At 36.8% G+C, this 25,840-nt stretch carries 20 protein-coding genes; 11 read left to right on the top strand and 9 right to left on the bottom strand.

The window, feature by feature from the left end; genetic code table 11:
• Positions 1–9 precede the first annotated feature (9 nt).
• The 4 genes from QWY87_RS09935 to QWY87_RS09920 all read right to left on the bottom strand — a co-directional run bounded on the left by QWY87_RS09935 (position 10) and on the right by QWY87_RS09920 (position 3,669).
• Positions 10–681: a 3-oxoacid CoA-transferase subunit B gene (locus QWY87_RS09935; protein WP_290290746.1), complete on the bottom strand. Its 672-nt coding sequence runs from the start codon at positions 679–681 to the stop codon at positions 10–12.
• Complete coding sequence (locus QWY87_RS09930) at positions 675–1,388, bottom strand: 3-oxoacid CoA-transferase subunit A (protein WP_290290743.1); 714 nt, start codon at positions 1,386–1,388, stop codon at positions 675–677. The genes QWY87_RS09935 and QWY87_RS09930 overlap by 7 nt, the downstream gene beginning before the upstream one ends.
• A gap of 107 nt (positions 1,389–1,495) precedes the next feature.
• The gene (locus QWY87_RS09925) at positions 1,496–3,100 is read right to left on the bottom strand and encodes a hypothetical protein (protein ID WP_290290741.1); all 1,605 of its coding nucleotides are present in this window, start codon (positions 3,098–3,100) and stop codon (positions 1,496–1,498) included.
• An 11-nt stretch (positions 3,101–3,111) separates the two neighbouring features.
• Entirely contained in the window at positions 3,112–3,669 is a 558-nt protein-coding gene (locus tag QWY87_RS09920; protein WP_290290740.1) for a helix-turn-helix domain-containing protein, read from the bottom strand.
• A 288-nt stretch (positions 3,670–3,957) separates the two neighbouring features.
• On the opposite strand from QWY87_RS09920, the gene QWY87_RS09915 reads away from it, so the two are divergent.
• From QWY87_RS09915 to QWY87_RS09905, 3 genes are all read left to right on the top strand, one after another.
• Positions 3,958–4,353, top strand: a complete 396-nt coding sequence (locus tag QWY87_RS09915) for a DUF4345 domain-containing protein (RefSeq protein WP_290290738.1) — start codon at positions 3,958–3,960, stop codon at positions 4,351–4,353.
• 108 nt (positions 4,354–4,461) lie between these two features.
• Positions 4,462–6,306: a PLP-dependent aminotransferase family protein gene (locus QWY87_RS09910; RefSeq protein ID WP_290290736.1), complete on the top strand. Its 1,845-nt coding sequence runs from the start codon at positions 4,462–4,464 to the stop codon at positions 6,304–6,306.
• A gap of 101 nt (positions 6,307–6,407) precedes the next feature.
• Positions 6,408–7,061: a hypothetical protein gene (locus QWY87_RS09905; RefSeq protein ID WP_290290734.1), complete on the top strand. Its 654-nt coding sequence runs from the start codon at positions 6,408–6,410 to the stop codon at positions 7,059–7,061.
• A gap of 63 nt (positions 7,062–7,124) precedes the next feature.
• Here the strand turns inward: QWY87_RS09905 and QWY87_RS09900 are convergent, their stop codons facing one another.
• Both QWY87_RS09900 and QWY87_RS09895 read right to left on the bottom strand, forming a co-directional pair.
• Positions 7,125–8,864 carry a hypothetical protein gene (locus tag QWY87_RS09900; protein ID WP_290290732.1) on the bottom strand — a complete coding sequence of 580 codons (1,740 nt, stop codon included), beginning with the start codon at positions 8,862–8,864 and terminating at the stop codon, positions 7,125–7,127.
• Positions 8,865–9,279: 415 nt separating this feature from the next.
• Positions 9,280–9,783, bottom strand: a complete 504-nt coding sequence (locus QWY87_RS09895; protein WP_290290730.1) for a DUF4440 domain-containing protein — start codon at positions 9,781–9,783, stop codon at positions 9,280–9,282.
• Between the two features lie 467 nt (positions 9,784–10,250).
• On the opposite strand from QWY87_RS09895, the gene QWY87_RS09890 reads away from it, so the two are divergent.
• From QWY87_RS09890 to QWY87_RS09880, 3 genes are all read left to right on the top strand, one after another.
• Positions 10,251–11,444 (top strand): acyloxyacyl hydrolase, encoded by a 1,194-nt coding sequence (locus tag QWY87_RS09890; protein ID WP_290290728.1) that lies wholly within the window; start codon positions 10,251–10,253, stop codon positions 11,442–11,444.
• A gap of 184 nt (positions 11,445–11,628) precedes the next feature.
• Positions 11,629–13,320, top strand: a complete 1,692-nt coding sequence (locus QWY87_RS09885) for an arylsulfatase (protein WP_290290726.1) — start codon at positions 11,629–11,631, stop codon at positions 13,318–13,320.
• A gap of 50 nt (positions 13,321–13,370) precedes the next feature.
• Complete coding sequence (locus QWY87_RS09880; protein WP_290290725.1) at positions 13,371–14,801, top strand: YfcC family protein; 1,431 nt, start codon at positions 13,371–13,373, stop codon at positions 14,799–14,801.
• Positions 14,802–15,078: 277 nt separating this feature from the next.
• Here the strand turns inward: QWY87_RS09880 and QWY87_RS09875 are convergent, their stop codons facing one another.
• Entirely contained in the window at positions 15,079–15,258 is a 180-nt protein-coding gene (locus tag QWY87_RS09875) for a hypothetical protein (RefSeq protein WP_290290723.1), read from the bottom strand.
• Between the two features lie 655 nt (positions 15,259–15,913).
• Here QWY87_RS09875 and QWY87_RS09870 point away from each other — a divergent pair.
• A complete protein-coding gene (locus QWY87_RS09870; protein WP_290290721.1) occupies positions 15,914–16,942 on the top strand; it encodes a BLUF domain-containing protein in 1,029 nt (342 codons plus the stop codon).
• A gap of 143 nt (positions 16,943–17,085) precedes the next feature.
• Positions 17,086–18,810, top strand: coding sequence for an amidohydrolase (locus QWY87_RS09865; protein WP_290290719.1), 1,725 nt, complete (start codon positions 17,086–17,088; stop codon positions 18,808–18,810).
• A gap of 141 nt (positions 18,811–18,951) precedes the next feature.
• Here QWY87_RS09865 and QWY87_RS09860 read toward each other — a convergent pair whose 3' ends face one another.
• Positions 18,952–19,314, bottom strand: a complete 363-nt coding sequence (locus tag QWY87_RS09860) for a lipocalin-like domain-containing protein (protein WP_290290718.1) — start codon at positions 19,312–19,314, stop codon at positions 18,952–18,954.
• A 327-nt stretch (positions 19,315–19,641) separates the two neighbouring features.
• On the opposite strand from QWY87_RS09860, the gene QWY87_RS09855 reads away from it, so the two are divergent.
• Both QWY87_RS09855 and QWY87_RS09850 read left to right on the top strand, forming a co-directional pair.
• A complete protein-coding gene (locus tag QWY87_RS09855) occupies positions 19,642–22,344 on the top strand; it encodes a phosphoenolpyruvate carboxylase (protein ID WP_290290715.1) in 2,703 nt (900 codons plus the stop codon).
• Between the two features lie 28 nt (positions 22,345–22,372).
• Positions 22,373–22,771, top strand: a complete 399-nt coding sequence (locus tag QWY87_RS09850; RefSeq protein WP_290290714.1) for a DUF4345 domain-containing protein — start codon at positions 22,373–22,375, stop codon at positions 22,769–22,771.
• Positions 22,772–22,907: 136 nt separating this feature from the next.
• On the opposite strand, the gene QWY87_RS09845 is transcribed toward QWY87_RS09850, so the two are convergent.
• Entirely contained in the window at positions 22,908–24,086 is a 1,179-nt protein-coding gene (locus tag QWY87_RS09845) for an SPOR domain-containing protein (protein WP_290290713.1), read from the bottom strand.
• A gap of 502 nt (positions 24,087–24,588) precedes the next feature.
• On the opposite strand from QWY87_RS09845, the gene QWY87_RS09840 reads away from it, so the two are divergent.
• Positions 24,589–25,833: a glycosyltransferase family 4 protein gene (locus QWY87_RS09840; RefSeq protein WP_290290712.1), complete on the top strand. Its 1,245-nt coding sequence runs from the start codon at positions 24,589–24,591 to the stop codon at positions 25,831–25,833.
• Positions 25,834–25,840 lie beyond the last annotated feature (7 nt).

The following is a 25,840-nucleotide window of genomic DNA, read 5'->3' as shown; positions in this document are numbered from 1 at the left end:
CATAGAGTTTTAAGCCATTGTTTCTGAATATAAGTTCAATTTTGTTCCTGTTCTTTTTTGCAGGTAGTCAAAATCTACACCTGGTCCTAGTTCTCTAACAAACAATCCATTGTCTTTTACATCGATAACGGCAAGGTTGGTATAGATGCGCTCAACTACTTGTTTTCCAGTAAGAGGAAAAGTGCATTTCTCGATAATTTTGGGATCACCATGTTTCGTAACATGCTGGGTAATCACAAATATTCTTTTTACTCCGGCAACCAGATCCATAGCTCCTCCAACTGCAGGAATTGCATTTTTTGCACCGGTTGACCAGTTGGCCAAATCTCCATCTTTGGAAACTTGCATGGCTCCCAAAACACAAATGTCAATGTGTCCGCCTCTGATCATGGCAAAACTATCAGCGTGATGAAAGTAGCTTGCTCCCGGGATGGTCGTGACACATTTTTTGCCGGCATTAACCAGTTCACGATCCTCATTCTCTTTTTCTGGAACCTTTCCCATTCCGAGCAACCCGTTTTCAGTTTGATAGATCAGCTCTCTTCCTTCAGGCACAAAGTCTGCTACCATTTCAGGAATTCCAATTCCAAGGTTGACATAAGATCCGTCAGGGATGTCTAAGGCTGTTTTTTTTGCCATTTCAGCACGGCTCCAACCAATATTTTTAGCTGTTTCTACCATGGGTAACTTTTTTTATCCGCCACCAGTTCAGATTCGTTGACGGGTTGGTTAATTTCTATTACTTTATTGACATATATGCCAGGCGTAATCACAGTCTCGGGGTCAATTTGACCGGCATCTACAATTGACTTAGCCTGGACAATGGTTTCTTGTGCAGCAGCGCACATTATCGGGTTGAAGTTTCTCGCAGTAGCATGATAAACTAAATTGCCGTACCTGTCAGCTCTTTCGCATTTCACCAATGAAAAGTCGGCTTTTATTCCGTATTCCAGAACGTATTGTTTTCCATTAAACATGCGTGATTCTTTGCCATCGGCAAGGGGTGTGTTGACCGATGCAGGCGTGTAAAAAGCGGGAATACCGGCACCGCCTGATCTGATTCTTTCGGCAAGCGTTCCCTGAGGAACCAATTCAAGTTCAATTTCTCCGGCACTGTACAATTCAGCGAAAACAGTAGAATTAGCTGTTCTCGGAAATGAACAGATCATTTTTTTGACCTGCTTATTTGCGATGAGGGCTGCAAGACCCACATACCCGCTACCGGTATTATTGCTTACTACGGTTAGGTTCTTTGCACCATGATCTATCAATGCATGGATGAGCTCAATAGGGCTCCCCGCCTCTCCAAATCCACCAATCATAATGGTTGCGCCGTCAAAAACACCTTGAACCGCTTCTGCGCGTGAATTAACAATCTTATTGATCATAACATTTAAATATTAAATCTATAATTATAAATTATTTATACTGATGTGGAACATATGAGATGCAACTCAGTCAGTTATTTCTAAAAAAACGTATAAGTTGCTTTTTCCTATTCATATATTTTTTCAAGATCTCTTTCAATTTTTTTCAGTTCGTCTTGATAGAAATAATTGCCACCACCAAAAGGCTTTAATCTTTCTATTGTGTTTTCTTTTTCGTCAAATTCAGCCAGGTACACTTTATCAAGCCATTCCATATTTCTGGCTTCGTTGAATTTCAAAGCAAAAGCTTTCTTACCATTCACCTCAACTTCTCCGAGCAATGAAGTTTTGCCGGCCGATGAGGTCATCGAGATATATCTTGAAGGTCTTCCGATAGAGGGTAAACTTCTGTAAATTTTGCTAAAAATTCTGTTCATATCGGCTAATGGAGCTGTAAAGTAATCATGTTCACCAGTAGGTCTTGCGCAATATATTGAGTGAAAGTTCATTCCGAGCATCATAAGAACGTGAGCCAGATCGATCCAGTTCTTAGCAGATCTGTCAACGTCTACTTTACCCTTATCATCTGTAAACAAACTAATATGATTCATCATTGGGCTTTGGCTTCGTATATTGATACCGTATGCACGTAACCTTCTTATAGCCGCTATGGTATGTATATTGAGCAATTCTTTGGGTGTTGAAAAATGACCCATCCACAACACTTGAATTCCATGATCAATTAATTTTTTGAACAATTCAAGGGTCTCTTTGTATTTGTCATTAAGGACTATTTCTGGTTGGTAGGTCAGGGCGCGGGAAGCGATTCTAACCGTTTTGATATGCATCAACTCAGGATCTTCCATTACGGCGCCCAGGTATTCATTTAACCTATGCGTTGGCATATAACCGGCATCGCCGCCAGTAATCAGAATATCGGTAATTTCTTTATGCTTTCTGAGGTAGTCATGCACCTGACTTGTACTATCCTGAACAAACATGTCTTCGTCACCTCTTACTTGGGCATGGCGGAAACAATAGGTACAATAGGCATAGCAGCTTTGTGTGGTTTTGTCAAACAATAATAATACCTGGGGGTACTTGTGTTGGGCACCGTCTAATGCTTCAAAAGCGCCATCTTCAGTATAAAATGAAGGACGGTTAAGCAACTGTTTTCCATCATGCGGATTGGTCTTATCCCGATATTTTACCACCATTTGCTTTCTTTCAACTTCGTCAGTGATATTGATATATTCGGCAACCACTTTTGGATCGATCATTCCCGGTTGCGGGAAAATAAGCTGAAATATCTGGTCAGTCTGATAATTATCCCAGTCGATGGTGCTCAAAATATGCTTGGTTGCCAAAAAAGCGTACACTTCGAGAAAAAATTCACGCTCTTTCATATGGCTAAGCCGGATACCGTTTTCTTCAAGTATGTCACAGACCATTTTGAATCCTGATAATCCTGAGTAATTGCTCTTAGCATCTGAAAACATGGCTTTCGACTTTGGGATCAGCATCGAGTGCTGAGGGAAGTTATTGTGCAATCTCGAAAGCAATGAGGTTGGGAGCAAATTTTCACTTTCTATAATACTTCTTGCCTCATCGCTTAAGTCATGAATATCCATTAATTCCTTAACAGAAGAAGACTGTATTTTTACATATTGGGCAGGTCGAGAAGCTTCTGACACACCTGAAATTGAGTCTGAGATAGAGTTCATCCTTTTCATCTTTAATAGTTTTATAAATTATTGTACGGAGTAATAATCCACAGTATTTCAGCTTTATTAGCGCTGATATTTTTAAAAAGATGCGGTTTACTTGAATTAAAATAAAACCCGTCACCTTCGCTTATTCTGTATTCTTGACCGTTTATGCTTGCTTCAAAACTGCCATTGAGTATATAGCAAAACTCCTGACCAGGAAAATTGCTAGTCATTATCCCTTCAGAATTTGAGTTTTTACTAAATTGAATGATATATGGTTCGATTTGTTTTGACGGATCGTGATAAGACAGCAGATGCAAACTGGTTCCGTTGTTGTTTTCTTTTACAAATCGTCTTTCGTTTGATTTAAGAAGTGGATGTTGAACAAGATTTTCATTTTCACCAATCAAGTCACCGACTTTGGTATTTAAGGCTTCAGCAATTTTTTTTAGGGTAACGATTGACGGGAAGGCTTTCCCTCTTTCGATTTGAGAAATTAAACTGGAAGTAACCCCAATTTTATTAGACAATTCTTTGATTTGAAAACCAAGAATCTCTCTTTTCCTCTTTATTCTTCTCCCCATTTGATCCATAAACGCACGTTTAGTTATCGTTTAAACAATTAAATAAGATGCTACAAGTTAAATACAATTTAATTATTAAAATAATATTTTTCCATAAAAATGCATGTACAGAATGAGAAATTATTCCCACTCGTTCATTCGCTAAATACTGCGATTATTAAGGGCATTTAAGAAATATTAAAAGGCCAGGGAATAATTAAAAGATCACACCTTCTTCAGCATATTTATTATATTTACTAAGTAGCGTTTAAGCAATAATAGCAGTAAGTCCGTTACATATTAAAATGATGAAAAAATATGAGTGATAAAACAGACTGGCTTTTTAAAAACTTACATCTGCTAATTTCCATATCAATAGTAATACCTACTGCAGTAATTTACGGTTCACCATCATTGTTGCCAAGACAATTAGACATTCAAGTCAATACAATTGATCTTTCAAATATGCTCAAGGCAATGATGTGTCTGTACCTTGGTATTTCAATCGTATGGATTTTAGGAATTTGGAAAGCTAAATATTGGGCACGAGCTACTCAATTGAATATATTATTTATGTTAACTCTCGCCACAGGACGATTGCTGAGTATGCTAATGGATGGATTGCCAACAGGGGGCTATATTTTTGGAATAATGGCAGAATTGGTTCTCGGGTTTTTTTCAATTTACCAACTTAGAAAATATAGTAAGAATTGATTAAAGCCACTGAAAAAATCAAGAGCTAACAATGTGACAAACGTGTTTTAACACTTTAAAAATAAATCTGATTAATGTATCTTACCGGTCTATCTAGAGGAGAAAATTATGGAAGACAATAAAGTCATAAATTTTATAAAAGAGGTGTTGAGAAATATACCAACAGGCTGGTTGCATCTCACAACGCATCGACTTGATATTTATGATGAAAAACTGGCTAAAACTCAGTTTTTAGAACAATTTGAAATCTTATTTAATACCAATAATTCTGAATCATTAGCGCTAAATGAATTACCCACAGCCTACGACTATATTCGATTGGGTCATCCATTATCTTGTGTTCTGGAATGGGGAATTGCTAAGTTGCACCAGCTAAAATCAAATAATGTAATCAGTTTTTCATCGCAGGCAATGCCTGTTTTGGCTATTCTAAGGAAGAATTTATTTGATAAAAAAAGAACACAAATCATTTATTCTGGTGCATTACCAGATTTTTTTGATGTTGAGATACTGCAACATATTTACGCTTATGAATTTGATGTAAAGCATGTTGATAAGGCAGATGCTATTGCTGAGTTCAAGGGCAGTACTATTTTCATTTCAAATCAAGATGCTATTTACAATGTAGACCTCAACCCAAATATTGACTTTTTTATAAATATTGATCCGGATCTTGGAAGTGTTTTAGTAGTAAATGGTGAACAGAATGAGTCTTATATTTCAGAAATTCAGCATGTTAGAAGAAGAGAGTCTATAGCTATGACCCCGGCTAATTGTCTTACTACCTTGAAGGTTTTAACAGGGGAGTCTACTTTTGAATACAAGAATAGTCATATCGAGACGAACAAATCAGAGGTCTTAAATTCAATTGCAGCTATTACCGGTACAAGTATAAAGTCACTAGTTGGTTCTAGTGGACTATCTATTCAATATGCTATTATGATGGGGCTCATTCACGATGCCCTGGAAAAGCATAAAGGAAAAGCTATCAAATTTATTGTTCCTCCAAATTGTTATGGCGGAACAAATGATCAGGCAAGACGTGTGGCTGCTTGCATTGCTAATGTAGAAGTGGTGGATTTACCAGTTGATGATGGAAATGATATGAATCAAAGCATTGACCTGGTTTTAGATAAAATTGCTGAGGAAGATGCTATCCCATACATTATCGCTGAAATTCCAACAAACCCAAGAGTAGAAGTTCCTGACCTTATAAATTTAAAGGCTGTTTTAAGTAAAGCGCGTAAAACAAGCAAAGGTGAAAGGGCGATAGAACCTGTTTTTATTTTAGACCAAACATTTTGTCCTAATGTCCATTTTCTGGGTGAAAATGAAATACTCTCAACAGTTAGGACTATTTCATATGCCAGTGGATCAAAATTCCCCAGTGGCGGGCTATGTAATGCTGGATATTGTGTAGGAAATAAAAAAACAGAAGCTTTGATGCGCTACATAGACTTGCATCTAAAACTTTGTGATAATGAGGCTACAGATCTTCAAATGGAAATACTGGCCAAAATGTTGCCTTCTATGAATCAAAGAATAAATGATGCATATCAAAACACACGTGAATTTGTAAACTATATCCATGAGACCTTACCAAAAGCAAAAATCAATTTTGTTTCGGAAAAATTAGCAAGACAAGGATTTACCCCATCTGTGTTTTCATTAGACCTTCCCACAAAAGGGGATAACGATGAAGAAAGGGAAGCTTATAAAAGAGTGCTAAATCTTAAATTAATCAATTTAATGATCACTGAAATCCCCAATGAGAGTAAGTTCTGTGTGAGCTATGGCCAGTTAAAAGGTACTTATTGGACAATTCCTGCAACATCTACCCAAGGAACAACCAAAGAAGGTGACAAAGATTATATTGTCCGGGCATCACTTTCTCCAAGCCTCAATCTCGAACTTCATAAAAAAGTTTTTTTAAAATTTATTGAGGGAATTTGATATATGAAACATTAGGAATAATTTGAAAAAGACATTCAGATGAAATTAAAATCAGATGCTCTTTTTGCATCAAACAATTAAGTAAAAAAACAAAGCCTAACATGAAAACTCAACAAACAAAATTGCTGCTTATAATTCTTTGTCTAACCGCAATCCAGTCATTTGGTCAGAAGCAAGTAAACTTAGCGGATAAACTCCAAAAAAAGAATATAAAAGCTGTAAATCGTACGATATCAATATATGGAGACCAGATGAATGCTGTTGAAATGGATGCAAAGGATAATGATGGTTTGGGCATATTGGAAGGAATAGAATTTGATACTGGCACCATTGAAATTGATCTTTTAGGTGAGAACAATCCGGGTAAAAGCTTTATTGGAATCGCTTTTAATATTCAAAATGACGATACTTTTGAAGCTGTATATTTTCGACCCTTCAACTTTGTGGCTGAAGAACAAATAAGAAAAGACCATATGGTGCAATACATTTATCATCCTGAATTTACCTGGAGAAAATTAAGAGAAGAAAGGACCGGTGAGTTTGAGAATGAAATTTCAGGCCCTCCAAATCCTGATGACTGGTTCCAGGCAACTATTAAAATAACTGATCAAAAAGTAGAAGTTTATGTAAATGAAAGTTCAGAACCAGTTTTATCCATAGATAGGTTGACTTCTTCTAAATCAAATAAAATAGGAATTTGGACTGGGTTCGGTTCCTCAGGTCGATTCAGAAATTTGGTTTTACGAACAGAATAAATCAGCATTAAAAAGGCTCATTGATACATCAATGAGCCTTTTTTTAATAGTCTTAATAGACCTTTATTCTGTTGAGACGCGATAAATGACATTTGGTCCCCAGCCGGAAACATAGATGTCCCCAGACGGACCAACCGTTACGCCGTCAAACCACCAGGTTGGAACACTTCCTTCAAGACCTGGGCCGCTAAGTTCAAGATTCTCAAACAGGATGCTTACCTCTCCATTACTCAGGTCAATACGTGATAAACGGTTTTCACCCGTTTCAACTACTACCAGATACCCTTCTTTTTCAAAGGCCAATCCTTCTGGAAACGAAAGGCCGGTTGCAACTTCAACAGGAGTCTGAGCATTGCCATCTATAAAATCAATCTGCCATACCTGACCCGTAGCCCAATCAGCAGCCCACAAAATTTCGCCATCCGTGGCTAGGCCACTGGCCACAGTCACAGGAGCTATTAACGAGTTGTCACTTGCCAGGACTACACCACCCTGTCCAAGATCAGACACTACGATTTCACCATTGACACGTAAGGCATCAATTGGAACTACCATTGTATATTCTTCTGTGGTTTCATCTGTGTCAGGATCCCAGATTTGGACCAATTCACTGAACCATGAAGTAACGACCAGGTTTTCCCCATCTGCTTGAACAGAAAAGGGCATGGTTAATTTATTGGGTTCTGGAACTAAATAACCTTTATAAACATTTTTTTCTTCACCGGAAGCACCATCTAAATTGCGCATTCTAAACACATCTCCTACAAAAAGCTCATCCTGATTATTTGATCCGGTTAAAGCAGCTATACCCATCGGGCCTATCATACCACCTTCGCTAATAGTGCGGGTTTCTCCGCTTGGTAATAGTTCTATAATCCAACCAAAATCTGCATTAGAAATATAAAGGTTGCCGTCAGCATCAAAGGCTAAGTTATCAAGCCCGGCTTGAAGAGTGGCGAACAGGCTTTTTTCTCCGGTTTCAAGATTTACCTTAAAGACTTCACCAGTTTGATCTAGTACGTTAAGCAGCCCATCAGGTCCAAACTTGGCAGCAACAGGATAAGTGAAACCATCTGACACAATTTTAATAGTTCCATCTGCTACTAATTCCTGAAAACTTCCAGAATTAGGAGGATCACCCGGATCACCCACATCTACGCTGATTACAAGGCCAAAAAGAAACGAAGGTCCGTATAATCGACCATCAGGGCCAAAGTCGAAGGCATTGAAAAACCCAAGAGGGTAGGTGTCTTCTATATACGGTACGATTTCTCGAGGTGGGTCAGTGAGATTAGGATCAATTTCAAAGAGCCCATCGGCCTGAAAGTCCAGGGCAACAAAAAGTCGACCCTCGTCGTTGAAGGTAATTGGGTTTACTCCTGGTGCTACATACTGATAGCCCAGTAAGTTTCCATTTAAATCCATTCTACCTACATATCCCGTCAGGATGTCTGTATAATAGAAGGATTCGCCATCCGGATGGAAAATAAGGTCATCCGGACCCGTAACATTCTCTTCTAGTCCAAAACTATTGGAGATATCACCATTTTCTTTGTTCATTACTAAAACTTCCTGACCATAAAAACTGGCAATATATAAGTTGTCGTCGGGGCCGAAGTAAATCCCGTTTGCGCCATGAAGAGCAGCTCCCATGCCTATCTCTTCTATTATAGGATCTGTGTCTCCCGGATCCTCGCCTCCGCCGTCATCATCATCTGAACTGCAGGAAAAACCCAGAATAAGCACGGCCAAAAAGAGGAGCTTAAGGCCAAATTTTACAGATAGTTTTTCGATTTTTTTCATGTTATTTGGTTTTAATTGATTAATCATATCAAGTTAAATCTTAATCCTTTTTTAAAATAATCATGAAGGACGAAACAAGGGAATTATTGTCCGAAGCGTATGTTTTAGTTATCTAAAGATGTGGCAAGAAATTGAAAGTCAAACTCTTATACCCTCATGAGGGTATGTCTAGAAAGTGTTTGTTTTAAGGAGGTCTTAATGGGCTAAAAATATATAAATGTGCCAATGAAGGTTCCTTTTTAGAAGGCGTTTCTAAGGCTCAAACCTGCCTGACCATCCAACTTTCAGGCCCAAGAAAATCATTAACATAAAAAAGGCTTGATTCTTACTTTAGAAAACCCATAGGATTTTTCGAAGTAGGAATCAAGCCAGTTTTTTAGCAAAATTCTTTTAATGAGTTGTGCTATTTTTCAACTTACATACCTGACTTAAGAGGAGATGTGGTAACACTCATGTCTCGAACACAAATATATTTACCATCTCGTTTCTCGAAAAATGACATGTAATTTCCATTCTCTGTTTCTTTACCAGAAGCATCGAATTCAGTCCAGGAACCAATTTCAACAGCAATATTACCTTCAGCAAATAAGTCTACAACCTTATATACATTGTATGTTTCGGTTGTGTCTTTTGCAATATTATTTGCAATATTGTCTCTGATAGCTTTCTTACCTGAAAGAGGTTGTTTGTTTCTGGTATAACTTATGGCATCATCGGCGTAATACGCAGCTACTGCATCAGCATCTTTCGCTTTTTCACCTGCAGCAAAGGCATCTTCCATGGCTTGGATTTCAACTTGAACTTTTGCCATATCAATGACTTCCTTTTCAATGACTTCCTCTTTTTCTGCAGTCGCACAGGCAGAAAAGAATAATGCCGTAAATGCTAAAAATCCAAATAATTTAATGTGTTTTCTCATAATAGTTATAAAGTATTGGTTAGACCATCAAGATACAACTTAATGGGCTATTGAGGTTAATTAGTTTTTTCGTTAAATAAGCTTATCTACTATGGAAAAGTAAAGTTGATTTCTAATTAGATATAAAACTGATAATTAAAGCCATGTTATCTGTATTAAAGTATAGTTAAGGCCTTATCCATGTGCGCTCAGAACTATAACGACGTTGTGAAAATGGCCAGCCTAAACAGAAAGATAGTTCAGAAGGAAATAGATGATGATGTGAGAAGGATAGGAGGGGGTAAACAGCGCTCCTTTATAGCTTCAAATGGTATTTTTTGAGATATGATGGTTGTCATTTTTATTCTCGTTTGAAAATAAGATATTACCTCGTGTTAATAAAAATCACATGGTATCCTGTAAATTTCTATAGGAAATGGAGTTATTTCACCCTTAATAACGTGTTGTACAAAATGTAAGAGAAGATCATGGACTTCCAAGTTTTCAAAATCTCTTTTTTAAAGCGGCTTTTCCTGTTAACAGGCATTGCCCTATTTGCGATTTCTGCTTATGCACAAAAAAAGTTGATTTCTTTTGACGAAGTTAAGAACATTGACAATTACGGTCGATTTCGTTATATAGAGGTCAAGGGGCATTCAGGATATCATTTATATAATGGAACAGCACTAACTGAAACTGTCAAAAGTGGCTATGGAGCTGTTGAGGTTCGGTATGCCTGGCAATCTAAAGATAGTACAGGTTGGATCAGCGAAAGCGGCTATCCTTCATATGGTGTGGGCTATTATTCAGGATTTATTGGAAATCCTGAAATTCTTGGCAAACCCAATGCGCTATTTGGTTTTATCAATTGGCAACTAAGCCGCTCTGAGAAACGCAATGTTTGGGAGGTCAGTCCGTCATTAGGTATTACTTATAACCTAAAGCCCTATGACAATGATGAGAACCCAGATAACGACGCAATAGCATCGCCTTTTGCCTTGTATTTAAACTTGAGTTTTGGTGCGGCCTATAAGGTGACCAGAGAGTTGGATTTGCTTTATGGAGTTGATTTTACTCATTTTAGTGTGGGAAGGATTACTGTTCCGAATCTTGGATTAAACATGTATGGAGCTCATTTGGCTTTCAGGTATCATTACAATGCTGATCAAAAGTTCATCGACAATGATGCCTATTCAAGAGATATCTTGCCATCAAGATTTAGAAGGCCCAGGAAGAGTAAAAACAGTTGGATTGGAGAAAATAGTATTGAAACCTATTTTGGTTTTGGTTCGGTACAGAACAATGAGGACCTGGGAACTAGTAAGCGTTATGCTGTCTTTTCGGGAGTATTAGATTACAGGTATAAATTCAATACGATGCATGGCATTTCTGTTGGCCTCGACTATTTTTATGATGAAAGCCTTAAAGTTGAATACCCTGATGATACTGACCTGATAGGGCTTCATATTGGGTATGATTTCATGTTTGGAAAATTCACAACTCGATTCCAATTCGGGGCTTACCTTGAAGATGACAAGGACAAGGAACCTACCTATATGCGCGCTGCATTTAGGTATGACATCACGCCTTGGTTCTTTGCACAAATCGGATTAAAGACCAGAGATTTTTCACGCGCTGACTGGGGTGAATTTGGCATAGGGTTTGTTCCCTTTAGATTTTAGTCGCATGAAATGAAAAAGGCTGCTAAGATCATAAGGCCCCAGCTGTAATAATATGCCCGGGCCTTTCTGTATATTAATTCTTATATTTAAAGACAAGAGATCTAGGTGCCTCAGTGCTACTGAGAAAATAGAATACTCTTTTACACAAAAGATTTACGATTATCGTTCAATCAAATGATTTAAAATGAATGGAATTTCCAGAAAAAGTCAACTATTGTATTTGTTTATTTTTATAACTGTATATGCATGCACAACAAAAAAAGAAGAGACCACTGAATCAAGGCCTAATATTCTTCTCATCATGGCAGATGATGCAGGATATTCTGATTTCTCAAGTTATGGTGGAGAAATACCGACACCCAATATCGATGCCCTCGCCAGTGAAGGATTACAATTAACTGATTTTCATGTAGCGCCAAATTGTGCACCAACAAGGTCAGCACTCCTTTCAGGAATGGACAATCACTTAGCGGGTCTGGGCACCATGTATGAGGTGATCGCTGAAAATCAACGAGGAAAGAGAGGGTATGAAGGCTATTTAAACTTTGATGTAGTAAGCGTTGCTGAAGTATTACAAGAATCAGGATACAATACGTATATGGCTGGAAAATGGCACTTAGGCGCCAAAAAAGAAGAAACAAGACCACACGCCAGAGGATTTGACAGAACATTTTCTATGTTGGCTGGAGGAGCGAGCCATTGGTCTGACAATACGCCCCTCATCCCTGGAAAGGCAAGTCCGTATTCAGTAAATGGAAAAATAATTAAGGAATTACCATCTGATTTCTACTCATCAAAGAATTATACCGATAGTATTATATCCTACATAAAAGCAGATGCGAAAAGTGAAAAACCTTTTTTTGCGTATCTGGCTTTTACGGCCCCGCATAATCCTCTACATGCTCCAAAAGAATATATAGAAAAATACAAAGGTAAATATGAAAATGGCTGGGTTGAATTGGCGCAAGAGAGACTCAAGCGTATGCAAGCGTTAAACTTGGTGCCAAGTGATCAAGAATTATTTCCTTATCCAGCATGGCTGGAACAGTGGGATAATTTAACAGATGAGCAAAAAGCATCTCGATCTAGAGACATGGAAGTGTACGCAGCCATGATTGATTATATGGACATGAGTATTGGACGTGTAATAGACCATTTGAAAAAAACGGGAGCATATGACAATACCATGATTGTTTTTGTTTCTGATAATGGCGCTAGTAAAACGACCATTATGGATTATGCAGCGCTGGGTGGTGAAGTTGAAGCACACTTAAAATCGTTTGATAATTCTAATGAAAACAAAGGGTTTCCAAATTCGGCTACCGATATAGGTCCGGCATGGGCATGGGCGGCTAATACCCCTTTCCGATTAACCAAAGGATATCCAACCGAAGGTGGTATGCGTGTGCCTTGTATTGTTAAGATGCCTAATTCATTTAATATAGTACCTACACAACTTGATGGGTTTAGCTATATTTCTGACCTTATGCCTACTTTTCTTGAATTGGCTCAAGCGGAGCATCCATCAGAATACAAAGGCCACCCTGTACTGCCAATGCAAGGGATATCACAACTTTCTAATTGGACAAATAGAAGCACACAGGAGCGAGAATTTGGCTTTGAAATTTATGGGATGCTTACTTATAGGTCTGCCGAATGGAAAATTTTAAAACTACCAGTTCCTTATGGCACAGCAGAATGGCAACTTTATAATTTAAAAAATGACATGTCAGAACAAATTGATCTAGCGGCTGAAAATCCAGAAAAGCTTAAGGAGCTCATAGAAAAATATGAGGATTATGCTAAAAAAAATGGTGTCGTTTTACCTGATAAAGCAGTTGCTTATGCAAAGCCACCAAAATTAAAGTCATTTTAATGAAGTCCATTTTTCTAATTATTCTATGAATACAACTAACAACAAATCATATGACATTTAAGATTCCACATGTCTTTATCTTTCTCTCTGTCATTATTCTATTTTGTGCTTTATTGACATATATCGTTCCTTCCGGCTCCTTTGAACGGACTACACGAAAGTTTGGTGAAATAGAACAAAGCGTTGTAGTGCCTGGCAGCTATAAAGAACTGCCCAAGCATTTTTCTGTAAAAGGTATTTTTTTTAATGAAGAGGTTGAAGGAAAGGCCTCACCAATTTCATTAACAGGCTTATTAACGGCTATTCCAAAAGGGATGCAGCAATCAGCCGCTTTGATATTTTTTGTTTTTATAGCAGGTGCTATTTTTAATATTGTCATGCATACCGGAACCATCAATGCAGTGTTATTTTTCTTAATACAAAGATTTCGGCAGGCCCCTACAACACTATTCTTTTTGATCTACCTGACTGTTTCCATGGCAAGTTCCTTTATGGGAATTGCCTCTGAATTAATTCCTTTGATCCCCATTTTTATATTGCTGACCAAAGAGTTTGGTTATGATAGGATGTTTGGTTTTGCATTGATCGCCTTACCTATGTTCATCGGTTGGACCGCAGCGATTACTAATCCGTTTAATGTGACTATTGCCCAGCAAATCGCAGAGCTTCCTTTGGGTAGTGGAATGGGCTTGAGAGTGGTTCTTTTTATTGTGTTTTTGGTTCTTGGTTTTAGTTACCTAATGCGATATGGGAAAAGGGTCAAACAGCATAAAACCAAATCATTGGCGCCAGAAGGGTCTTATGAAATTGAAGGAATGCAACACATTGAAGAAGAAAAATTCAGTTCCAAACATTTTTGGATCTTGGCCGTTCTTGTGATCGGCTATTCAATTATCATGATATCTGTCCAGACAATTGGCTGGGGTTTGATTGAGATGACCGGAGGCTTTATCGGTATAGGAATTGTGGTCATTCTGATCAGTGGCCTGTCTGGTGACGCTGCGATGAACGCTTTTGTGAAAGGCCTGGGTACAATGATTGTTCCGGCGCTGGTTGTTGGTGTGGCTCGAGGCATATCGGTTGTGATGCAGGAGGGTTATATCATTGACACGATTTTAGCCTCAGCTTCTAATAATTTAATGGAGCTTCCAAAATTTGTTGCTGGTGAAGGCATGCTTGTTTTTCAATCAACTTTGAATTTTTTCATCCCATCAGCCTCTGGCCAGGCACTTGTGTCTATGCCTTTGTTGACACCTTTAGCTGATTTGTTGGGGATTTCAAGACAAACGGCTGTACTGGCTTTTGTGTTGGGTGACGGAATTTCAAATATTGTTATTCCAACCAATGGGGTGTTAATGGCCATGTTAGGATTGGCGGCCGTTCCTTTCGAAAAATGGTTTCGCTTTGTGCTGCCTTTATTTCTGATCCTGATGCTTATGGCAGGCTTGACGATGTTCCTGGCAATTTGGATGGGTTATTGAATTGTATTGAGCAGATCAAAAAGGACAAAAACTGTGAAAAGTGGAATAAAGAAATCGGATATATGTTAGCCTTTGATATGATCATTTAAAATATCATGGCTCAGTTTTAGCGTGTTAGATAGGTGTCTTTTAACGCTTTCATTTGAACATTATAGAACTCTATTTAATTTTCAGAAAACAGAGACCTAATTACTATTGCGAATTTCCTCTAAAAAGAAATAAAAAGCAATTCCAAAACCTAGTGTAACGACTCCTGCTGCGTATGGGATGAATTCGATCATTTGCCTTTTCTTATAAGTTTTAGATAAATTGCAAATCCAAGTATTGAAGGGACCCAAAGTCCAACAAATAAAGCTCCGTCTTTTTCACCTTGAAACCACATTAATTCTGAAAAGATCAGAGTACCAAGGGCTAAAACCAATAATACCTTATCCGTTTTGCTAATATTTTGTAACATAATGGGAATTATTTAATGCTCAATTTACGATTTTTTTACAAATAAATAGTTGAGATAGAATTTTTGGCTGATTTATGATTCACAAGAATTATTAGAATGCCTCAAGCCATAAAAGAAAATGCGTAAAGCTCATCACTAGATTTATTGGTTTCAGAATCTTTTCATCAATATGTCTCGAATAGGCTGTCAGCAGGTTATTATGTACCTCAATTAATCCAAATTGATGGCCTGAAAATTGCCGGATTCAATAAGGAAGTAAATGAAACATTTCATGTAAACATGAATGTGAATCTCGGAGAACAAAAGCTTATATTCAATGATTGTCTAATCCTGCTCTTTCTATAAACCGAAGCTGGTTTGAAATATGTTCATGAGCATCATTCTCTTTTAAAAAAAAAGGGTAGTCAATACCCTGCCCCAAAAATGTTTCTTATCCATCCTGGCTATTAAACATCATGAAAAAAATGATACATATTAGCAAGGAATCAAAGAATTACCCTTAAATCCCTTTCGGGATTTAGGTGAAATTTAACTATATTAGCTGATAACAGAATGTCAATTAACAATTTTCAAAAGAAAAATGCGAGCTTTAGATAGCTCAAAACAAGCTAAGTAAATAGTTGACTTTTTTCAACCGCAGCATCCAAAAGTAAAAATGAAAAGGATAGTATATATAAGTAAATTAACCACCCCGATTTCGTCTGATGAAATTGAATCGATTGGTACTGTTTCCAGTCGAAACAATAGCCGTATTGATATTACCGGTACGTTGATATTTTTTGATAAAATGTTTTTCCAGATTATTGAGGGTGACGATGAAGTAGTTGATAAGCTATATGAAAAAATTGGAAAAGACAAAAGGCATCATGATGTACTTAGGCTAAAAACTGAATATGACATAAAAGAAAGACTTTTTCCGCAATGGCACATGAAAACCATCAATCTTGATAATAATGTTGATGATTTGTTACGTCCAATTAAAATTTTACTACAATCGGTTGTTGAAAGCCATTCTATTGTAGAAAGATATACACAACCAACTATACTTAAAATACTTAATGAAGGCATAAATCCGCTTACTGTAAAGCCTGTGCCTTTGAAAAGAGTAATCCTTTTTGCTGATATTATATCCTATACTGCGATAAGTGAAAAAACGACTTTGGATGAGACGCTTCTAATTTTAAACACTTATTTTGAAGTTTGCAGCCGTATCATTCTCAAGAATGGCGGGGAGGTTAATAAATTTATGGGAGATGGTTTGATGGCATATTTTAATGAGCATCAAGCAGATAATTCGATACATTCATGTTTAGAGATATTAAAAGAATTAAAAGATATACGCAAAAACGCAGATAAAAACTCGCCACTAAAGTTCTTAAATTCCAGTTTTGGACTTGCCCGAGGGGATGTAATTGAAGGTAATATGGGTTCTAAATATAAAACCGATTACACAATAATAGGTGACGCGGTGAATGTTTCTTCGCGATTAGAAGGATTGGCAAGGGAAGTTAAATGCCTATTGGTTTTATCTGAATCACTTCAGCAAGGCACAAAAGAACCCTGGATTTTCAGAAGCCTCGGCGAATATAGTCTTAAAGGTAAGCAAGGCTTGAGTGAAGTGTTTTCTATTGATCATGAATTAGTCAATGGTCATAAAGGGGATATATTTGATAATCAATCGTAAACTTTTATAAGAAAAATCATCAGAATATGCTGAATTGGTTTTAACTGCTGAAGCAGATGATCCTTTTGCATCGTGATGAATCGAATATTTTAGAAGAGCGAAGTATTTAGAGTCGATTTCCATTCATAAAATCCAAATATAATATGAGATCTAAATTTACACTATTCTTACTTGCATTCACACTTGTGCTTGCCTGCGCAGATGCGTCTAAAGAAACCGCTGACACGATTTATACCAATGGTAAAATTTATACCGTTAATGATGCCCAACCTTGGGCAGAAGCTGTTGCCATAAAGGACGGAAAATTTATAACGGTGGGCTCAACTGCAGCGGTTGAAGCCTTAACTGGAGAAAGCACAAAGGTTGTAGATTTAAATGGGCAATTTGTTATGCCAGGTGTATTTGATTTACATGCGCATCCCTTTATTACTCCTTGGTATGGAGACATGAACTTACAACTGGATGGGGTTGATTCTAAGGAGAAAATTCTTGACATGGTAAAGAACTACGCTATTGAGAACCCTGATAAAGAATGGATTATTGGCGGCCAATGGTTATTAGGCCTTTTCCCTGAAAATAGTCCTAGAAAAGAATGGTTGGATGATATTGTACCTGATCGTCCTGTCGCACTTTTAGACCAGACCGGACACGGCATGTGGCTCAATTCCAAAGCCATGGAATTAGCTGGAATTACTAAAGACACTGAAACGAGTCAACTTATTGTAATACACAAAGATCCTAAAACAGGTGAACCAACAGGTACAATTAACGAACAAACGATTCAAATGGTTGAACAAGTTATTCCACAAGCACAGGTTGCGGATTACGGCGAAACGATCTATGGTATATTTGACACCTTTTTGTCGTATGGAATTACTTCACAGCAAACAGCAGAAGGTCATAAGGTGCCGATAGAGGCCTTAAAACAATTAGAAGATAATAACAGGTTGAAAGAACGTGTATTTGTCAGCTGGGATTGGAAAACAACTTTAAATTTAGCTTACTCACTAGATGATATTGAGAATCAGATTAAAACAAGGGAGAAATACGCCTCAGATTTTATTTATCCCAATTATGTAAAAATATTTGCTGATGGAGGTCCTTTCTCAGGAACTTCACTGCTTTTACAACCATACGAAAAAGAATTTGCAGGCGAAGAGGGTTTTTATGGAGGCGCTAATATGACAGTAGAAGAATTTACTGAGGCCTTTAAAATGTTTGATAGTTGGGGCGTAGGAGTCCATGTTCACGCGATGGGTGATGGTACTATTCGACTTGTTATTGATGCATTAGAAGCGATGAAAAAAGCCAATGGAGATAGCGGAACCCATCACAAAGTGGCTCATAATACCATGCTATCAGTTGATGATATTCCTAGAATAGCGGCACTAAATGATGTTAATATTGATTTTTCACCGCCAATTTGGTATCCTCATGCAGGGGCTACACCAGGTTTAATTACAGCAGTTGGTAAAGAACGAACATCAAAAACATATCCCATAAAGACGGCTTTAGCATCCGGATTGAGTGTTGGCCAAGGAGCAGATTGGCTTACGGCAAATCCTACGCCAGATCCATTTATTGCCATAGAGTCAATGATTACCAGAAGTAATCCATTTGATGAAACCATGCCAGGACAAATAAATGTTGCTGAGGCGATTACATTAGAACAGGCATTATATATTACAACCTTAGGAGGTGCAGAAGTTTTAGGAGTTGAAGATAAATTAGGATCAATAGCAGTTGGTAAATTTGCCGATATGATTGTCTTAGATCAAAATTTATTTGATATAGATATAACCGAAATTTATGGAACTAAGGTAGAAAGTACTATTGTTGATGGGAAAGAAGTGTACTCAAAAAACTAGCAATTTCTGAATTCAGGTATCACAAAAGCCTAATTAGATTTTTAATAAAATGTGAACATAAAAAAACCCCATTAATAATAATTAATGGGGTTCATAATGTTTTGGATTTATGTTAATCCTAAACAATATAGATTAAAGCTATTACACTTTTGTAAAAATACTGACTCCATTTCCATCCGTGATGGTGAGCTTATTTCCTAAAATAACATAGGTAGCTGTTTCCTCACCACCATCTATCACTATAGTCAATTTATTGCCATCTGTACCCCAAGTGAAAGCTTCAGAATCAGAATCAATTTCTCCGTCAAAAGTTTCAACGGCAACAATTGTACCTGTACCGTTATCCTTGAAAGTAATTAGAACGCTATACTCATATCCGTCTTCAGATTCTGACATTTCCCAAGTTCCAACCAAGTCAGTGTTAATATCATCGTCGTCATCACTACATGAAACAGATACTGTAAGGGCTAAAAACATGATTAATAGATACTTAAATTTTTTCATATTATTTTTTGATAGTTATTTATAGATCTCTACTCGTATGGCTTTTCGAGAACGGCCTGTTTAGTTATAGTTTCTACTCTATTTATTTTTGAAGTCAGCGAATATAGTCTAATTAAGAGGGATGTAAAATACCTTTATAAAGGTATTTTTAGATTTAAACCTCGTTAGAAAATGATAGCTAAGTCTATTTGGTTTGAATCAAAAGAAGCGTCTCGGAGCTTGTGGAAATGGCGCATTAAAGTTTACAAAAGCGGTGATTCTTTAAAAACTCTTCTATTAAATACTTATTTTAGCGGCCTGCTAACAAATTCCAACCCATAAAAGAATATGCATAAAAAAATAGAAATAAAAGGATTTGATAAGATATTAGAAGACAAGAAAAATATACTATCCTGCTTCAAAGAGATGCTGTCAAGCATTGATGAAAATAAGCTTAGTACCTTCATTGAATCATTAGATGAAAATATCGATTTCAAAACAATATCTGATGAGAAAATAATACAGTCTTTTGGTATATATTTTCAATTGATGAACCTCATAGAAGAGAATGCGGCAATTCAATTTAATAGACAGTTTGAAAAGAACTTTGGGATATCTGCGATTCGTGGTTCCTGGGGAGAAACCTTTAAACTGTGGGATGAACAAGGTATTGATCAGGATACAATGATTAAAACGATATCGTCTGTTCATGTTTGCCCCGTACTTACGGCACACCCTACCGAAGCAAAGCGGGTTACTATTTTAGAAACACACAGAGAATTGTATTTATTACTCGTACAGAATGAAAATTCGACTTATTCCCAGACAGAAAAAAAAGTTATTCGAGATAAAATAATAAGCTTGTTAGAGCGCTGGTGGAGAACGGGTGAAATCTATTTAGAAAAACCTGATTTACGCGATGAACGTGCCAATGTTGTACATTATTTAAGTAAGGTATTTCCTTTGATTTTAGAATCAAGTGATTTGAAATTAAAATACTCTTGGTTGGAAATGGGCTTTGATCCGGAGAAATTGAAAGACATAGAACACTTTCCAAAATATAGTTTTGGAAGTTGGGTTGGCGGAGATCGCGATGGCCATCCATTTGTTACGCCTCAAATTACCAAAGACACACTTTTGATTCATCGTAAAGAATCTTTAGAGATCATCTATAACCACGTTTTAAAATTAGGGGCCCAATTGTCTTTATCTTCCAAGCACAACCCTACGCCGGAGGCATTGACAAGCGGTATTGCTAACTATGCCAAATTATTAGGGGATAAGGGTGTAAAGGCAGTAAACCGAAACCCTTATGAGCCATGGAGGCAGTTTGTAAACTTGATAGAGCTCAAACTTGAAAACACGATTTCAGGAAGCTATAGTGATTCTAAGCTGTTTTATAGAAGTAGCAAGGAACTGCAAAAAGATTTAAAATTTATCAGGGAGCTTTTAATTGAAATTAATGCCGATAAAATAGCAGAAAACTTATTGTTCCCATTGGAGCGAATCGTGCAGAGTTTTGGATTTCATTTGGCAAAATTGGACATCCGTCAGAATAGCGAGTATTATGAAAAAGCAATTAGTCAAATACTGCAAAAATCGACATTGGCAGATACTGACTTTCAGAGTTGGGATGAGGCAACGCGCCTTAGGTTTTTAAATAAAGAAATAGCATCTCCTGAACTATTAACAAACATCACAATATCATACGGGCCGGAAGCTGATAATGTGTTAGATTATTTTAGAGTTTTAAGAGATCACAACATTTTATATGGCTCTGAAGGAATCGGTTCATTAATCGTTAGTATGACAAGAAGCCTGAGCGATTTGCTCATGGTCTACCTGTTTATGAAAGAAACCCAACTTTTGGGTACTGATTTAATCGTGGCACCTCTTTTTGAAACGATAGAAGATTTGGATAATGGGGCAGCTATTTTAGATGATTTCCTAAATCATACGCTAACAAAAAAACGCCAAAGCCTTTTACAAGATGCTCAAGAAGTCATGGTGGGATATAGCGATAGTAATAAAGATGGTGGTGTATTGGCCAGTAAGTGGAATCTTTATAATGCTGAAAAAGCACTTTCAGAGGTGGGTAGAAAGCACAATATTAAAGTGTTTTTCTTTCATGGCAGAGGAGGTACCATTAGTAGAGGTGGAGGTAAATACCATCGTTTTATTGAGAGCAAACCAACCGGTTCAGTTAATGGTAAAATAAAACTAACTATTCAAGGAGAGTCAATCTCACAGCAATTTGGCAATCTCTTGACAGGAACATATAACTTAGAAATGCTGGCTTCTGGTGTAGCGCTACATACATTACCGCCTGCTCAAGACAAAGAGAATGATTACCCAAAAAAGACAATAGAATGGTTGTCAGCAAAATCAATGGTACACTATAAAAATTTAATTGCTGATAGCGAATTCATGCAGTTTTATAGTGAAGCAACTCCTATTGATATTCTGGAGCAAAGTAAAATTGGTTCTAGGCCGGCACGAAGAACAGGAAAGAGATCCCTTAAAGATTTAAGGGCCATCCCCTGGGTTTTTAGCTGGAATCTTTCGAGATTTACGCTTACCGGATGGTACGGAGTAGGTACAGCTTTAAAAGAATTAAAAGAGCAGGATCCCGAAGGTTATGAAGGCTTAAAAGAATCAATCGCTTCCTGGCCGTTTTTAAGGTATATGTTTATCCAAACAGAAACCAATTTGTTGATTGCCAATCCGGAGATTATGAAAATGTATGCTGAATTGGTAACCGATGAAAAATTAAAAAACAAATTTTTGAATCTAATCTTGTCTGATTATGAAGAAGGGAAATCACATATTGAATATTTACTAGGTGAGAGTGTTGCTGAAAGAAGGACCGGTCAGCTTAACATCATGAATATCAGAGAGAAAGAATTAAAAGTTTTACATAAGCTACAAATTGATTCTATCAAAAAATGGAGAAAACTAAATAAAGAAAACAATCCTGAAGCGAGCAATATGTTACCAGAATTATTGCATGTGATTAACTCCTTGTCAGGAGGTTTGAGAAATACAGGTTGATCACAGTTATTAAGATAAAAGTATAATAATGAAAGAATCCACAATTGAAAAGCAACAAAAGTTTTTATTACTGATTGCAGCGATAGGCCTGTTCCCTATTGCCTTATCTTATGGATTGGTTCCTGAGATGAGTTTGGGTTATCTATATAATATATCGGTCACTGAGGTGAATCATATGCATATATTTCGAGCTGTAATGGGCTTATACTTTGCGATGATCATATTTTGGCTAATCGGTGTGGGTAAAATTCATTTAAGACAAACAGCTGTTTACAGTCTCGTTGTATTCATGTTTGGTTTAGCCGCAGGGAGAGTTGTGAGTCTAATTTTAGATGGTGTTCCAAATTGGTTATTGATTGTTTTCTTGGTCTTAGAAGTATTATTTGGTTTTCTGGGAGTGATGCTATTGAAAAAGAGTAACACTTAGGATAAGCTAAACATCATATTACAAAATAGTTTAAAATAATACATTCCTTGCCAAACCCACTAAGTTAACAAGGAATGTATCTGTTCTATAAGTTAAAGTTACCTATAGAAATAATTGAAAGGATTATTTATCCTTATTAAGGCAAAAATCTCTTTTTCCCTTCTAGCCCCAGCACGAAAGCGTCTTTATAGCCGTCTTTTTTCATTTGTTCCATATGATTCATTGCCTCTTTGTTAGATTCAAAAACGCCTGAATAAAAACGGTTATACCCGTCATCATATCGATGATTGAACAAGCCTGATGAATCTTCATAAGTACCTGTTTTTACATTTTCCATGAATGCTCCTATTTGCACCGTGTATACTATATTGTCAGTGCTAAAATCATAAGCTGCTCCAGTCGCATTTTCTCCTAAGACCTCCTCAATACGATCAATTTCAGCCAAGTTTTCTGCATCCAGAAGAATTTCCATATCTCTTAAGTTTGCTTCGTCTTCAGCGATCCTCATTGCTTCGGCATCAACAGCTTTAAAGGCTGTAATGTAGGCTTCTTTAGCGCCATTGGCTTCTATATCCAGTTTGATAGGTGTAGTTAGTTCGTTATCGATCACCTCAGAGGCAAAAACATTTAAATCACCTCCTTCTGTTTTGATGTCTGATTCAAAATACAGTACACTACTGTCATCAACGAAAGGAAATACTTCACGTTCTTCGGAATTAATTTTTGTGCCTAAATTCTCAGGTTTTCCATAGGTTCCATCTTCTAGTAAATCAACAACAAAAATATCTGTTTTTCCGGTTGATTCAGGGCCGTCAGACACAAAAAATAGTTGTGTGTCATCTTTGTTAAGGGCAGGATGTCCGGTAGAATGACGCTTGCCATTAAAAGGAAGCATCTCTAGGTTTACCCATTCACCATTTTCTGCTACGCTCGCTTTAAACAGTTGAAGCTGCACAGAGTTTTTGATTTTTTGATCTGTCTCATTTCCTGATTTTTCCTTTATCTTTTTATTGGCACTAAAAAACACAGTCTTTTGGTCTTTTGTAAAGGATACCATGTTTTCCTGAATGTCAAAATCAGGATTGGCAAGTAATAAATCGTTCACTTCAAGCATGTCATTGTCAGAAACGTATACCTCGGTTTCAGCTGACAAGGGAGTGTCTTTGTTTTCACTTTTTTCTGTGGTAAAAGCATTGCCTGCATCAGCATAAGACATATTGAAAATGTCATCATTACTGGCATAAACATCAGGTGCGCTCTGGGCAAACATTCCGAATGGAATAACTGCGAGCATCATGGTCATTAATTTTTTCATCGATCTAAGTTTTTTATAGAAATCAAAGCAGAATTTGAATTCGGATTAATACAAGTACAACATAATAATTTATTTATACATCTGATTATCCGATACTTATTAGTTATTAAGATACTTATTAACGATTCAGAGCCATGTTTCATCTAGAATTATACTTATAAAAATTGATTTTTCAACTTCATTTGTTACAATCTGTTTAGGTCTAAAATATTGTAAAATACACACGAATATCCAAACTTTCAGAAAGTAGCTTGAAAAGCATTTTTCTTGTTATTTCAGACCTTAAAATTGGATTTGAAAGAACTAAAAAAGAACAATGTCTTTATAAAAGTGAATTTTTGGGTTATCGATTTGATAAAATAAGCACGCTATATTTCAGAAGCCATAATTTACTATTGCTAAAATTTTTGAAGTGGTAAATTATTCAATACAACCCGATAAAACCTGCTATTATTTTTATAAAAATGTATCTTTAGTCAGAACGAACCCTTAATTATTGAGTATGAGAATAGGTATTATCATCGGTAGAATCGGAGGTGTTGATGGTGTAGCACTTGAAACTGAAAAGTGGATAGAGGTATTAAAAAAAATAGGACATGAAGTGTTTATCATTTCTGGAGAATTTGAATCTTGGAAAATGGATTATGAACGAAATTATCTCTTTCCAGCCTTGTCGTTTTTTTCAGCCGAAGCAGAGTGGGAACAACGCAAAGCATTTTTTGAGCCCGATAAGGATCCTGGCCTCTTGCTGGATCATGTTGAGAAATGGTCTGATATGATTGAAGGCGTCTTAAGTAAATGGGTAAAAGACAAGAAAATTGATGTGATCCTGTCAGAAAACGCATCTGCGTTGCCCTGTCAGTTATCAATGGGTATTGCGATCAAAAAACTCATTATCAATACAGGCCTGCCTGTTGTAACTCATGACCATGATTTTCATTGGGAGCGGGGCGATCGATATTTATCGGTTCACCCAGAAATTAACCAATTTGTGGATGATAACTTTCCATTGTTGTTACCCGGAGTACAACACGCCGTTATCAATACCTTTGGAGTTGAAACCTTTAAAAACAGGTTTAATATAGATGCCATATTGGTGCCTAATGTGATGGATTTTAGTCGCATTTATGGTGTTCCAACTCCTGAGAATCAATTTTTCCTGAGAGATGTTGGTGTGAAAAAGAATGAAATTGCCTTATTACAAGTTACCAGAATTGTAAGACGCAAGGGGATTGAAACGGCTATTTCATTAATTGATAAGCTAAATGATAAAAATTTAAAACTTGTTATTACCGGAAATAATAATGATGACGAGAATAAAGAGTACTATAATGAATTGATAGATCAGATTCACGAGTTGAATCTTTCGAGACAAATCATATTTGCTGCCCATAAAGTGTTAGATCATAAAGATTTATCAGACGTGTACGCCCATGGAAGGGCCTGCACTTATTTTAGTACTTATGAAGGTTTTGGCAATGCTTTTGTTGAAGGGGTTCTGGCGAAAAAGCCAATATTTGTCAATGACTATAAACCGGTTTATATGCAGGATATCGGTAGTAAAGGATTTGAAACCGTGATGATAGAAAACAGTAATCTAACAAATGAAAAAGTACAGCAAATGTCTGACATCATTTACAGTCCAAAAAGATGCATAGAAATTGGTGAATTTAATTTCGAACTCGGTAAAAAACATTTCTCGTTCGAAGTACTTGAGGAAAAATTGAATCAGCTATTTATAGTTTAATAAATTA

Source organism: Lutimonas halocynthiae (assembly GCF_030409835.1).
Lineage (GTDB): Bacteria > Bacteroidota > Bacteroidia > Flavobacteriales > Flavobacteriaceae > Lutimonas > Lutimonas halocynthiae.
The sequence above is the reverse complement of the archived record's forward strand: the minus strand, read 5'-3'. Positions and strand labels throughout refer to the sequence as shown.